General features: G+C 33.7%; 11 protein-coding genes. 7 read left to right on the top strand and 4 right to left on the bottom strand.

The genetic code is table 11. The features are described 5' to 3' along the window. Positions 1-708, top strand: coding sequence for a porin family protein (locus ACQY29_RS06460; RefSeq protein WP_428224413.1), 708 nt, complete (start codon positions 1-3; stop codon positions 706-708). Here ACQY29_RS06460 and ACQY29_RS06455 read toward each other — a convergent pair. Then, positions 705-1436, bottom strand: a complete 732-nt coding sequence (locus ACQY29_RS06455; RefSeq protein WP_428224412.1) for a TrmH family RNA methyltransferase — start codon at positions 1434-1436, stop codon at positions 705-707. The two genes, ACQY29_RS06460 and ACQY29_RS06455, sit on opposite strands and share 4 nt — an antisense overlap. 30 nt (positions 1437-1466) lie before the next feature. On the opposite strand from ACQY29_RS06455, the gene ACQY29_RS06450 reads away from it, so the two are divergent. The 4 genes from ACQY29_RS06450 (at position 1467) to ACQY29_RS06435 (ending at position 7515) form a co-directional block, all read left to right on the top strand. Further along, positions 1467-4019: a BamA/TamA family outer membrane protein gene (locus ACQY29_RS06450; RefSeq protein ID WP_428224411.1), complete on the top strand. Its 2553-nt coding sequence runs from the start codon at positions 1467-1469 to the stop codon at positions 4017-4019. A 43-nt stretch (positions 4020-4062) separates the two neighbouring features. Then, complete coding sequence (fbaA, locus tag ACQY29_RS06445; RefSeq protein ID WP_428224410.1) at positions 4063-5130, top strand: class II fructose-bisphosphate aldolase; 1068 nt, start codon at positions 4063-4065, stop codon at positions 5128-5130. Between the two features lie 92 nt (positions 5131-5222). Beyond that, the gene (gene accD, locus ACQY29_RS06440) at positions 5223-6077 is read left to right on the top strand and encodes an acetyl-CoA carboxylase, carboxyltransferase subunit beta (protein ID WP_428224409.1); all 855 of its coding nucleotides are present in this window, start codon (positions 5223-5225) and stop codon (positions 6075-6077) included. A gap of 310 nt (positions 6078-6387) precedes the next feature. Continuing rightward, entirely contained in the window at positions 6388-7515 is a 1128-nt protein-coding gene (locus ACQY29_RS06435; RefSeq protein WP_428224408.1) for an FAD-dependent monooxygenase, read from the top strand. Positions 7516-7581: 66 nt separating this feature from the next. Here ACQY29_RS06435 and ACQY29_RS06430 read toward each other — a convergent pair whose 3' ends face one another. Together ACQY29_RS06430 and ACQY29_RS06425 are read right to left on the bottom strand one after the other, a co-directional pair. Continuing rightward, positions 7582-7854, bottom strand: coding sequence for a hypothetical protein (locus tag ACQY29_RS06430; RefSeq protein ID WP_428224407.1), 273 nt, complete (start codon positions 7852-7854; stop codon positions 7582-7584). 185 nt (positions 7855-8039) lie between these two features. Further along, positions 8040-8774 carry a hypothetical protein gene (locus tag ACQY29_RS06425; RefSeq protein WP_428224406.1) on the bottom strand — a complete coding sequence of 245 codons (735 nt, stop codon included), beginning with the start codon at positions 8772-8774 and terminating at the stop codon, positions 8040-8042. 227 nt (positions 8775-9001) lie between these two features. Here ACQY29_RS06425 and ACQY29_RS06420 point away from each other — a divergent pair, with 227 nt between their 5' ends. After that, on the top strand, positions 9002-11029 hold the full coding sequence (locus ACQY29_RS06420; RefSeq protein ID WP_428224405.1) for an HsdM family class I SAM-dependent methyltransferase: 2028 nt from the start codon (positions 9002-9004) through the stop codon (positions 11027-11029). 59 nt (positions 11030-11088) lie between these two features. Continuing rightward, entirely contained in the window at positions 11089-12177 is a 1089-nt protein-coding gene (locus tag ACQY29_RS06415; protein WP_428224404.1) for a restriction endonuclease subunit S, read from the top strand. A gap of 818 nt (positions 12178-12995) precedes the next feature. Here the strand turns inward: ACQY29_RS06415 and ACQY29_RS06410 are convergent. Continuing rightward, positions 12996-13808 (bottom strand): SDR family NAD(P)-dependent oxidoreductase, encoded by an 813-nt coding sequence (locus ACQY29_RS06410; protein WP_428224403.1) that lies wholly within the window; start codon positions 13806-13808, stop codon positions 12996-12998.

Genomic DNA, 13808 nt, shown 5'->3' with positions numbered 1-13808 from the left:
ATGAAAAAGATAGTTTTCATTATTGCATTTGCACTATCTACAGTTTGTAGCAACGCACAATTTACGAAGCATATGTTTGCCAAAAAACCTCTAATCAACTTAGAGAACTTTGACAAGCAACGTATCCATTTTGGTTTTTATTTAGGTTTTAACAATTACGACTTTAAAATCGATAAAAAATACGATGACAAAGACATACTTGTAGACTCACAAACAGGTTTTAATGTGGGTTTGATTAGTAATTTAAGGCTACATAATAATTTTGATCTCCGTTTTGAGCCAGGATTAAGTTATGGTCAAAGAAACTTACGTTTTTCAAATATAAAAGACCCAGTTGACGCATTAAGAGAGGTAAAATCAACTTATATCCATTTCCCACTACTCTTAAAAATTTCAGCTAATAGAACCGGGAACATCAAGCCTTATCTTTTGAGTGGAGTATCTACCTCTATAAACTTATCGAGTAATTTTGATTCTAAAGACGACAATAGCGCCAATAGATTTAGACTCAATCAAAGAACTTACAACTATGAGTTAGGCGCAGGAATAGACCTTTATTTTGAATACTTTAAGTTTTCACCTTCCATTCGTGGTGTTTTTGGAATAAATAATGAAATGATTCCTGACAACGACCCTAATAGCCCATGGACAGGAAATGTTGCAAAAATGAGTACTAGAGGAGTATTTATTAATTTTGCATTTCATTAATTAAAATTCCTTCTAAACTCACTTAAAATAATAGCAGCAGCAGTAGCTACATTTAAGCTTTCTGTTTGCTGCAAATTACCAAATCTTGGAATAGCAATTTTTTGACTAACACAAGTACTTATTACCTCTGAAATACCATTTGCCTCATTACCTAAAACAACAATCCCTTCTTTAGGCAAATTGACGTTATAAATATTTTCTCCATCCATAAAAGTTCCAAAAACAGCCATAGGTGCTCTATTTAGAAACTTTTCCAAATCAATGTAATGCACATCTACACGTGCCATAGACCCCATAGTGGCTTGAACAACTTTAGGGTTGTAAACATCAACCGTTTCAAAAGTACATACGATTTTTGAAATCCCAAACCAGTCACACAAACGAATGATGGTACCTAAATTACCTGGATCACGAATATCATCCAAAGCAACAATCAAGCCCTCTTGTCGTAACATTTTAAGTCTAGGAATTTTAAAAACAGCCAAGCAATTATTAGCTGTCGTTAACGCAGTTATTTTATTGAGTTCTGCAACTGTAACAAGCGTTTTTTTATCTTGATCGACTTGTTCAAAAATAGCTTCTGTATAATACAAATGCTCTAATTCATAATTTGCATCCAAAAACTCCGAAATTACTTTTACTCCTTCTGCTATAAAAAGTTGTTCTTGCTTTCTATATTTTTTTTGAGTTAAACTCGTTATAAGTTTTATTTGGTTTTTGGTAAGCATAACTGTATTTTTGAATTAAATTATTTGAACTTGAATAAATTCCTCGCAAAAATATCAATAATTATTCTAATTACGATAGTATTCGTTGGTTGTAATTCTGTCAAAAAGGTTTCGTCTAACCAACATTTACTTACAAACAACACTGTAATTATTGACGGTTCAAGCAGTTTACTCGATGACGACATCTTGAACCAACAAATTGAACTCATTCCTAACTCTAGTATCTTTGGTTTTAACTTGCGTTTACATATGTATAATTTAGCTAAAGACAATACCGATTCGACGTTTAGAGCTAGAGTTTTAGATAACCCGAAACGCTATCGAAACCTCTCAAAATGGTTATCTGAAAAACAAGTACACCGTTTAGGCAAATCATTTTGGTATTCTGGCAGACATGAATTCTTAAAAAAAACAGGGGAAAAACCGGTTATTATCGATTCTTTTCGAATAAAAAAAAGTGTTCAAAACTTAAAAGCCTATTTTAACAATCAGGGCTATTTAAGAGCTAAATCAACTTTTGAAATAAATTATTTACCCAACAAAAAAGCTAAAGTTGCTTATAAAATAACAAAAGGCACACCGTATATCTTAGATTCGATCAAATCTAAAATTGAAAACAAAACTATCGACTCACTGTACTCAATTGCACTTAAAAAAACGCTGCTACGAAAAGGCGATCAATTTAATGCTGAAAAATTCAAAAATGAACAAGCCAGACTACATAGTTTTTTTATCAATCATGGTGTTTATAATTTTCAATTGCAAAGTATCAGTTTTGACATTGACACCGCATATCATAAAACCCCTGTAGTTGTAAAAATTCAAGACCCAAAATCCAAACAAGGAGATTCAACAATTATAAAACCTTACAAAATTCATAAAATAGACCGAGTAAACATTTTCATAAAAGACAGCGAAAACAAAACACAAAACAACTACATAGACAGTACCGTTTATAAGAATTTTCACATTTATTCAACTAACAAACTCCGTTTTAAACCTAAAGCGATCACGGACGCTGTATTCATTCATCAGGATAGTTTATTTAGTGATTACAACAAAACACTTACTTCCCGATTATTGAGTAATTTAAGAATTTTCAACTACCCAATAATACAATTTAAAGAAGTCAATCAGAAACAAGCTTTAAAGGCTGATGTATTTCTAAAAGCAAAAGAAAAATACAGCTTCAGAGCTAGTGCCGATTTTACCCATTCTAACATTCAAGATTTCGGGGTTACAGGTTATTCTTCACTATTTATCAGTAATATCTTTAGGCGCGCAGAAATATTAGAAATTGGAATAAAAGGAAATTTAGGATCTTCAAAAGATTTTGCGAACCCAAAAAAACTTTTTTTCAACATTCAAGAATATGGGGCAGACATGCGCTTGACCTTTCCAAGAATCATATTCCCATTCAGAACTGACAAAATAATCCCAAAAACGATGACCCCAACCACCTTAGTAAGTTTGGGTTTTTCGAAACAGCTCAACATTGGTTTAGACAAAGAAAGCTTTACAAGTTTGGTCAATTTTAACTGGATTCCAAACAAAAGAAGCACATTCAAATTCGACTTAGCCAACCTTCAATACATTAAAAACATTAATGTTGGCAACTACTTTAATGTGTATGGTTCCACTTATGATCAATTAAATAATCTAGCAAAAAAATACAACCAAGACGCCAACTTAATTGACGCAAATGGCAATTTAACTATAGATGAAGGCGGTGCTGATCAGTTTATGCAACAAGTTATTAATGGAAATGTAAAGAATTTAGAAACAAACAGTGACGATTACAAAGCCATTAGAAGTATTAGAGAACGAAAAAGCCGATTAACCGAAAACAACCTGATACTTGCCTCGAGCATCAACTACTCAAATTCTACTCAAAAAGATATTTTTGACAAAGCCTTTTATTCGTTTAAAACTAAAATTGAATCGGCAGGAAATGTCATGTCATTACTGGCAAATCTAACAGATAGACCTCGTGACAATGAAGGAAAACGAAATATTTTCGGACTAGAGTACTCGCAATACATCAAAGCAGAAACGGAATATATAAAAAACTGGGATTTAAAAAACAATCTCTCTATAGCTTGCAGAGCCTTTATTGGAGCAGCATTTCCTTATGGTAATTCTAAAAACATCCCATTTACCCGAAGTTATTTTGCTGGAGGTGCTAATGACAATAGAGCTTGGCAATCCTATAGTTTAGGAGCTGGCACCTCTAACAATACTAACGATTTTAACGAAGCTAATTTCAAAATTGCCCTGAACACAGAGATTCGATTTAACTTATTTGGTCAATCCAGTGCCGCCTTATTTGCAGACTGTGGCAATATTTGGAATCTAAAAGATAGTGAAACTGACGAAAAGAAAATATTTAAAAACTTCGACTCTTTAAAAGGACTTGCCTTAGGCACAGGAATAGGATATCGATATAATTTTAACTTTTTTATCCTAAGACTCGATTGGGGGTTCAAAACATACAATCCAGCATTAGAAGAAAACAACAGATGGCTAACGGATTTCAAAATAAATAAATCTGTATTTAATATTGGAATAAATTATCCATTCTAAATAAATTTGTAATTTTGTGCATCTTTAAAATAATAACAAACCAATGACACACAACATAAAACCAGGAGTTGCTACTGGCGATCAAGTTCAAGAAATTTTCAATTATGCAAAAGCAAAAGGTTTTGCATTACCTGCTGTAAACGTTGTAGGATCAAGCACTATCAATGGTACTATTGAAACTGCAGCTAAATTAAATGCTCCTGTTATCATTCAATTTTCAAACGGAGGAGCCGCTTACAATGCTGGTAAAGGATTATCAAACGAAGGTCAAAAAGCAGCCATTTTAGGTGCAGTTGCTGGTGCTAAACACATTCATACTTTAGCTGAAGCTTATGGTGCTACTGTTATTTTACACACCGATCACTGTGCTAAAAACTTATTACCTTGGATTGATGGTTTATTAGACGCTTCTGAAAAACATTTTGCAGAAACAGGAAAACCTTTATTTTCTTCACACATGATTGATTTATCAGAAGAACCAATTGAAGAAAATATTGAAATTTGTAAAGAATACCTAGCAAGAATGAGCAAAATGGGTATGACTTTAGAAATTGAATTAGGTATTACTGGAGGTGAAGAAGATGGTGTAGACAATTCACATGTAGATACATCAAAATTATACACACAACCAGAAGAAGTAGCTTATGCTTATGAAGAGTTAATGAAAGTTTCTCCTCGTTTTACAATTGCAGCCGCTTTTGGTAACGTACATGGCGTTTACAAACCTGGAAATGTAAAACTTACTCCAAAAATCTTAAAAAACTCTCAAGAGTTTGTTCAGAATAAATATAATACAGGAGAAAACCCAGTTGATTTTGTATTCCACGGAGGCTCAGGATCTACTTTAGAAGAAATTAGAGAAGCCATTTCGTACGGGGTAATCAAAATGAATATTGATACCGACTTACAATTTGCTTTTACAGAAGGAGTTCGTGACTACATGACCTCAAAAATTGAATATTTGAAAACACAAATTGGTAACCCAGAAGGTGCCGATTCACCAAATAAAAAACACTACGACCCAAGAAAATGGGTTCGCGAAGGTGAAATAACTTTCAACAAACGCTTAGAACAAGCTTTTGCTGATTTGAATAACGTAAACACACTTTAATTAAATTAGAATTTAGAGTTTAGAATTTAGAAATTTTCAAAAACTATCTTCTGAATTCATAATTCTGAATTCATAATTCTAAAATTAAGAAAATGGCTTGGTTTAAAAGAAAAGAAAAAGGGATCACTACTCCTACAGAAGCTAAAATGGATGTACCAAAAGGATTGTGGTACAAATCGCCTACTGGTAAAATTGTAGATGCAGAGGAATTAGCAAGAAATCTTTGGGTTAGCCCAGAGGATGATTTCCACGTTAGAATTGGTAGTGCCGAATATTTTCAGATTTTATTTGACGATAATCAATTTACAGAGTTAGATGCAAACATGACTGCTAAAGACCCTTTAAACTTTGTAGATTCTAAAAAATATGCAGATCGTTTAGTAGATACTATCAGTAAAACAAAATTAAAAGACGCTGTTCGTACTGCAGTGGGTAAATCAAAAGGAAACGACTTAGTAGTTTGCTGTATGGATTTTGCTTTTATTGGTGGTTCGATGGGGGCTGTAGTGGGCGAAAAAATTGCTCGTGGAATTGATTATTCCATCAAAAACAAGGTTCCATTTGTTATGATTTCAAAATCAGGTGGTGCTCGTATGATGGAAGCTGCGTACTCATTAATGCAGTTAGCAAAAACTTCTGCTAAACTAGCACAATTAGCGGATGCGCAAATCCCTTACATTTCATTATGTACCGATCCTACAACGGGAGGTACTACTGCTTCCTATGCTATGCTAGGCGATATTAATATTGCTGAACCAGGAGCTTTGATAGGTTTTGCTGGACCACGTGTAGTTAGAGACACAACTGGTAAAGACTTACCGGATGGTTTCCAAACTGCTGAATTCGTATTAGATCATGGTTTCTTAGATTTTATTTCACACCGTAAGGAATTGAAAAACAAAATTAATTTATACATTGACTTAATCTTGAATCAAGATATTCGCTAATAAAAAAAAGCCGCCTCAATACAACTGAGGCGGCTTTTTTAATTTAGACCCTTTTAACCTTTTTCTAGGCTACATTTTAAACCAACCTAAAAGAATTATCTAATATCCCACAATAACTTAAGGCAATTAGTAAGGACCAATTGAAAATTAATAATTCACTATATACATTAGCTCATGGGACTACTAGTTAATCTTTTTTTTTAAATTTCTAAAAAAACCCAATAATTCCAAAAAGGAACTAAACATAGGCACTCGTATTTCTAAATTCATTCAAATTTTACAAAACATTTTACAATCAAAAAACAAACAAATGAACAAATCAGTTACTATAATTGGCGCAGGAATAGGTGGGCTTACAACTGCTCTAACTCTTAAACAAAAAGGAATAGAGGTAAAAATCTTTGAAGCTTCAGCAGCTATAAAGCCTGTTGGCGCAGGAATTATATTAGCCAATAATGCCATGCAGGTTTTTCATAAATTAGGAATAGGAGAAAAAATAGAAAAAGCGGGAAACCAGATTTCTTATGTTAATATAACCGATGAACAACTACAAATTATCTCCAATACAGATTTATCAGAATATGAAAAAAAATACGGAGTTCATAACATTGCCATTCACCGAGGAGAGTTGCAACAAATATTAGCAAATGAAATTGGGTATGCCAATATTCGTTTATCAAAAAGACTTACAAAAGTTGAGAAATCAACACTATTCAAATTAACTTTTGACGATGATTCAACCCACGAAAGTAAGGTTATAATTGGCGCAGACGGTATAAAATCAGTAGTTAGAGATCAATTATTTACTGAGAGTCAAATACGAAATGCCAACCAAATTTGTTGGCGAGGTATTTGCGAAATTGATCTACCTCAAAAGTACCACAACCAACTAAATGAAGCATGGGGAAAAGGGAAACGTTTTGGTTTTGTGAAAATAAGCGATAAAAAAGTATATTGGTATGCTTTAGCAAATTCAAAAAAAGTAACAACTGAGGAAATCAATTTGTTTGATTATTACAGCGCGTTTCACAAGGATATATTAAATATTATTTTAGCTACTAAAAAAGAGCAGTTATTCATCAGCGATATCATTGACTTGAAGCCTATGAATAAATGGCAAGACGAAAACGTTTGCTTAATAGGTGATGCTGCACACGCTACAACCCCTAATTTAGGCCAAGGAGCCTGTCAAGCTATTGAAGATGCTTATGTACTGGGTCAGTTACTTGATAGAGGAATACCTATTGAAAATACTTTTAATGAATATGAAAATTTAAGACGTAAGAAAGCTCACATGATTGTTAACACAAGTTGGTCTTTTGGTAAAATAGCACAAATGGAAAACAAGTTAGGTATAAGGATTCGTAATTTTGTATTCCGAAACATGCCTAAATCTGCCAATAAAAAACAATTGGACAAAATATTTCAATTGTATTAAACGGGAAACGGATTGAATTACTAACTATTCAATCCGTTTTTTTATGCTATCTCAAAAAATAGTCTTTCAAAATTTAAAAGGCATAAACACTTCGAGTTCGCAACTGGTAAGATTGAAATTATTTACATAAGCAATATAGAAACTAACGATGTTTACATAGCATTTTACGATACGTATATAAAAATTTACAATACTCGTATGAAGTTTTACGATGTCCATATAAAGTTTTACGATGTCCATATAAAGTTTTACGATGTCCATATAAAGTTTTACGATGTCTATATAAAGTTTTACGATGTCCATATAAAGTTTTACGATGTCTACATAAATTTTCACCATTCTCATATGAAGTTTTAGGGTGCTCATATGAAGTTTCACAGTTCCAATATAAAGTTTTACGATATGTATCTAAAAGTTTACGGCACTCAAACAGTTCTTTAGGACGCAGAATCGAAGAGATGGTTTAAAAAAAACCTAACAGGTCTTGAAGATCTGTTAAGTTTAGTTCCTATAAAAGTCAGGGATTATAGTTGTTCTCTAAATTTTAATTTGACCAGAGCTTTATAATACGGTTGAGCTGCATCTCCTAAAGATTTGACATAGGCTTTGACGTCTTTTATGATTTTTAAGGCGTTTTCAGGATTAGTGTACAACACTTTATTTCTATCCATACGTGCGGTGATTAGGGCATTAGTCGTGGTGTTTACATTTTTACTTAAAGTGTCTAATTGTTGCTGAAGTCCTTTGAGATTTTGTGTTTTCAGTTCGTCCTCGTTAGGTGCAAATTCTGGGTGGGCGTTTAACTGTTCTATCAAAACGGAAAGGTTAGCAATACGGCTATCATAACTTTGCTGGAGGGTAGAAATAGTATTACTTTCAGTGGTTTCGGGGTTTACTTTTTTAGCTTTCACATCGCCCCGGATTTTTTTTACCACCGCTTGTATGTTTTCTTTATCGGGTTGTGAAATGGCAATGGATTTGACAAAATTATTGATTCGTGTGGTTAATTTACTCACGGGCTCCATAGCCATTTCGCGGGCTGACACTGCATTTTTGTAAGCTGGAATTTTAAGATTCAGTGCTTCTATAGTAGCGTCTAAACTTTGTTTGATTTCCAACAGATTGGCAATGGCTAACTGGGGATTAGACGGATTATAAAGCGTGTTCATTTCTTGAAGGATTTGAATGGCAGCACCAAAATTTGCAATGTTCTTTGCGTGTCCTGTTTCGGAAGTTGAGTTTTTCTTAGTTGTTGTCATGATTATTATTTTAGATTGACTACATAGTTAGTGATTTTTTTTGAAAGATGAAAGATGAGTGTGGAAGATAATAGATGAGGGATGAGGGTTGAGGGGTGAGGGATGATTGTTAATTGATAATTTATGAGTTAGCCGTGAGTGTAGCCAAGACTACAAAGTAACGGAAAACGGAGAAAAATAAAATTTAAAATCATAAATTCGCCATCCTAAATAATAAGGTAACTGAAATGAAAAATTGGACATTAGAAGATAACGTGAATGATTGGGTAAAGGCTGAATTTGCAAGAATAAAACAAACCCGCTATAGTGTTGAATCCTCAATGTCTGATTATTTAAAGGATGCTATTCAAAAAGGGGTTGTATTGAAACGTCTTGCTCTTGAAGAAGCTGGAGAAAAGGAAAAAGGCAAATCTTGGAAACCCGATTTTGAATTAGAAACTTTTGATCTTCCTGTGTTAATTGAGAACAAATTAGGAAGCAGTAAGTTAGTAGCCACCAATGGAGACAAAATTAAGCATGATATTAAATCTGTACAAAATTTTGCCGTAAATGGTGCTATTCATTATGCACAATGTGCCATAATGAGTAAAAAATATACCGAAGCAATAGCGATAGGAATTTCAGGAGATAATGCTAGTAATGTAAAAATTCAGGTGTATTATGTATTTGGGGCCACAGACGAAACCTATAAATTAGTAGCATCGTACACTACCTTAGATTTTTTGGAATCAGAAGTATCGTTTGAAGAATTTTATAAAGTAGCCACACTAACCGAAGAAGAAAAGCATAAAATATTAATTGACTCGCAAGCTAAGTTACAAGAGTATGCGAAAAAATTAAATAAGCTCATGCACAACCACGCCATAACAGCCCCTCAAAGGGTATTGTATGTTTCGGGGATGCTATTAGCCATGCAAGACCTTGCCGACATTAAAAAAGGTTTAGTACCTGAAGATTTGAAAGGTATAAATCTTGACAATCAAAGAGATGGAGACATTATCGTAAACCAAGTTGAAAATTATCTTAGTCTAAAAAACATCCCTTTAGATAAAAAAAATCTAATGATGGCGTCTTTTAGAGAAATCAATACCGATAAAGACCGTGACAAGAAGATAGAATTAGATGCTATAATTGGTAAATTACTACCTCATACGGCTAGTGTGAATAAACAAATTTTCACGTACATCTACGAAAACATCTTTTTATCTATTGACTCTATGAGTGGTCATGTAGATATAATGGGGGAAATGTATTCTGAATTTTTAAAATATGCCTTAGGAGACGGTAAGGAAATAGGCATAGTGCTCACACCGCCTTATGTTACTAAAATGATGACCCAAATTCTGGAAGTTGACGAGAATTCAAAAGTTATGGATTTAGCTACGGGTTCGGCTGGTTTTCTGATTTCCTCTATGCAATTGATGATAGAATATACCGAAGAGAAATACGGTAAAAACACAAAAAAAGCAATAGAAAAAATTGAAGAAATCAAAAAGCATCAACTGCTGGGTGTTGAGTTGAATGCGCAAATGTTTACGCTTGCCTCTACTAATATGATATTGCGTGGCGATGGTTCGAGTAACATTCGTAAAGGTTCGTCATTTGATGAACCTGCCGAACTTTACAAAACATTTAATGCGGATAAACTATTGCTCAATCCGCCCTTTAGTTTTAGAGAAAACGGAATGCCGTTTATAAAATTTGGATTAGAAAACATGCAAATTGGTGGTAAGGCGGCTATTATCATTCAAGATTCGGCAGGTAATGGTCGAGGGGTGGAAAGTTGCACGGCTATATTAGCACAGAACCAACTTTTAGCCAGTATTAAAATGCCCGTAGATTTGTTTCAACCCATGGCGGGGGTGCAAACTTCTATTTATGTTATTGAGCATACAGGCAAACCACACGATTATAAAAAACAAGTAAAGTTTATTGATTTTCGTAACGATGGTTACAAACGCACCAAACGAGGGATATTAGAAATAGACAACCCTGTACAACGCTACCACGACATTGTAGAAATATATAAAAACGGGATTACGGCAAATGTTTCGGACAAACTATGGGATTTGAAACAAACCGTTGTGATGAGTGTGATAACTAATAAAGGGAACGACTGGAATTATGACCAATACCAAAAAATAGACACTAAACCCACCCTGGCTGACTTTAAAAAAACCGTGGGTGATTACCTGGCATGGGAAGTAACTAATATACTCAAACAACAAACCGCAGACGAAACTTTGGGAAAGTAGATGCCCTGCTCAACGAAAAATTACAAAATGTTGAGTGGGGGGAGTTTAAATTGGGGGATTTGTTTGAAATAAATCCAACAAATTATTATCGTTTACAGAATAGAGAAATAATTTCAGTAAATGGAAAAACACCTTTAATTTCTAATTCATCAACTGAAAATGGAATTATGGGTTTTTCAAACCTAGAACCTCTTAATAAAGGAAATACTATTACTTGTTCTGACACAACTATTGGAGCAGATACGATGTTTTATCAAGAAAATGATTTTATAGGTTATTCTCATATACAACATTTAGTACCAAAGTTTAAACCTTTTAATAAAGCAATTGCTAGTGTTATTATTTCAGTGTCTAGAGTTGCAACATCAAAACAATACGATTATGGTAATAAATTTAATCGTGACGCAATGAATAGTACAATAATCCAACTCCCCACCCAAAACGGCGAGATAGATTTTGAATTTATGGAAAGTTTTATAGCTGAGCTGGAAGCTCAGCGTATAGCTGAGCTGGAAGCTCAGCGTATAGCTGAGCTGGAAGCTTATTTATTAGCCACAGGCTTAAAGGATTATCAGTTAACCCAGGAAGAGGAACAAGTTTTAGAGGAGTTTGAGAGTTTAGAATTTAAACAATTTAATGTAATTGATATATTTGAAGTCAAAAACACCAAAAATATATTATCAAGAGATATAATCGAAAATAGTGGTGAAATTCCTTACTTGACTGCAAGTAAAGAAAACAATTCTATTGGCACATTCATTACATTTGAAGAGAAATATTTGGATAAAGGGAATTGTGTTTTTATTGGTGGTAAAACTTTTGTAGTAACGTATCAAGAAAAGGATTTTTATTCTAATGACAGTCACAATTTGTCCTTACATTTAAAACATAATAATAAGAATAAACTTAATCAATTGTTCTTGGTTACGTGTATTGATAAAAGTTTAGGATATAAATATTCTTGGGGTGGTAGCATTAGCAATAAGAAAATTCAAACTGACAAAGTCTCTTTACCCGAAATAAACAACCAACCTAATTACGCCATCATGGAAACTTTTATTAGGGCGATACAGAAATTAGTAATCAAAGAGGTTGTACTGTATGCTGATAAAAAAATAAAAGCGACTAAAAGCGTGATTGAGCATTGATACATAATTCAAACCATGAGCAGTAGCCCTACTAACACCTCATACACCTAAGGGATGATGAAGTAGATTGTACTTCACCACAAACACGAAAGACTAATACTACTGTTCTCACGAACGGTATTTTACTTCTTAACAAAAAGCTAAAAAAGCTTGCTGTTATTGAGTGTTTTGCTAAGTTTGAGGCTTAAAAAACAAACCACCTTTTTATCCCCCCTTTGGTCCCCTCGAGGGGACAATCCTAAGAAGAATGATTTGAATACTACTGTTTTAACTTTAAATGTACTGCAAGCAAAAAAAGCTTTAAAACATTAAGGAATTAAGAAAATTCAGAAACAACATAATGAATTAAATGACTAAATTAAAACGGTAATTTCAGAACTTAAATGGTATTACATAACCTATATAGAAACTAACGATGTTTACATAGGGTCTGCTGAAAAACTATAATCCTCATAAAAACCAGTAATTCAGAGCTTGAATTTTATTATTAGGTGCAAGGTTTTTACACAAACATCTTCAAAAACCTTGCACCAAAAAATCAAATGTTTGCAATTTATAATTTTTAAACTCAAATTTACAAGCTCTAATAGAATTAATAACTTTCAAAAGTTACTAAAATTGAAGATTTTTAGTAGAAAATGATAGGATTTTACGTTGAGTTAGTTTTTCAGCAGACCCTACATAGCATTTTACGATACGTATATAAATGTTTACATCACTTAGACAGTTTTTACGACAGAGACTCGAAGTGATGGTTAAAAAAAACCTAACAGGTCTTGAATACCTGTTAGGTTTGGTTAGTATAAAAAACAACTGTTTTACAACACCTGTTTTCTTATTATTTTATTAAAAATTCGATAGCCCAATACCGAGCGTAAGGTACTCATGGCGTTCGCATCAAAACCTACGGTGTACCGTGTAAACTTCACTCGGGGTTTAGTAGCGATGGCAAAAAGAGTTTCCACGATATCGCTAATCAATTGGGGATTTTTGGATTGTTTTTTAAGCAATAATCCCGAAATTTTATCCATCATCGCATCGTAAACGGCTACTCCTGTGTTTTCGCTTTTTACCACATTTTTTTGAAAGGCGGTGGGCGCATTTCCAAATTGTACGGTACTCACTCCGATGCCAAAATTCATCAACTCATACGACATGCATTCCGAGAAACTTTCTACCGCACATTTGGTCGAATGATAAAAACTTCCTAAAGGCAAATTAACCAATCCAGCTATGGAGGTGACATTGATAAAATGTCCAAAACCTTGCTTACGAAACACTGGAATAAAGGCACGGCATACTTTGACACAGCCTAGCCAATTAATATCAACAATTCTGTCAATTTCTTCATCTTTAGAAAACTCCACAAACGAACGGTAACCTACTCCTGCATTATTAAGCACTACATCCACCACGGCATGGTCTTTCAAGATAGCTTCTTTAGCCTTAGCAATACTCTCAGATGAGGTAACATCCAATAAATAACTGCTTACATTAGGCAATTGTACAATTTCTTTACCGTGTTCAAAACAGGTCATAGTAGCAATTACATGCCAGCCGTTTTCAGAAAAATAACGTGCTGTACTAGCTCCAATTCCGCTAGAGGCACCCGTAATTAATATGGTTCTCAA

Origin of the sequence: Flavobacterium sp. (assembly GCF_965262375.1) — a bacterium.
Classification (GTDB): Bacteria; Bacteroidota; Bacteroidia; order Flavobacteriales; family Flavobacteriaceae; genus Flavobacterium.
This window is presented reverse-complemented; position numbering and strand designations above follow the sequence as displayed.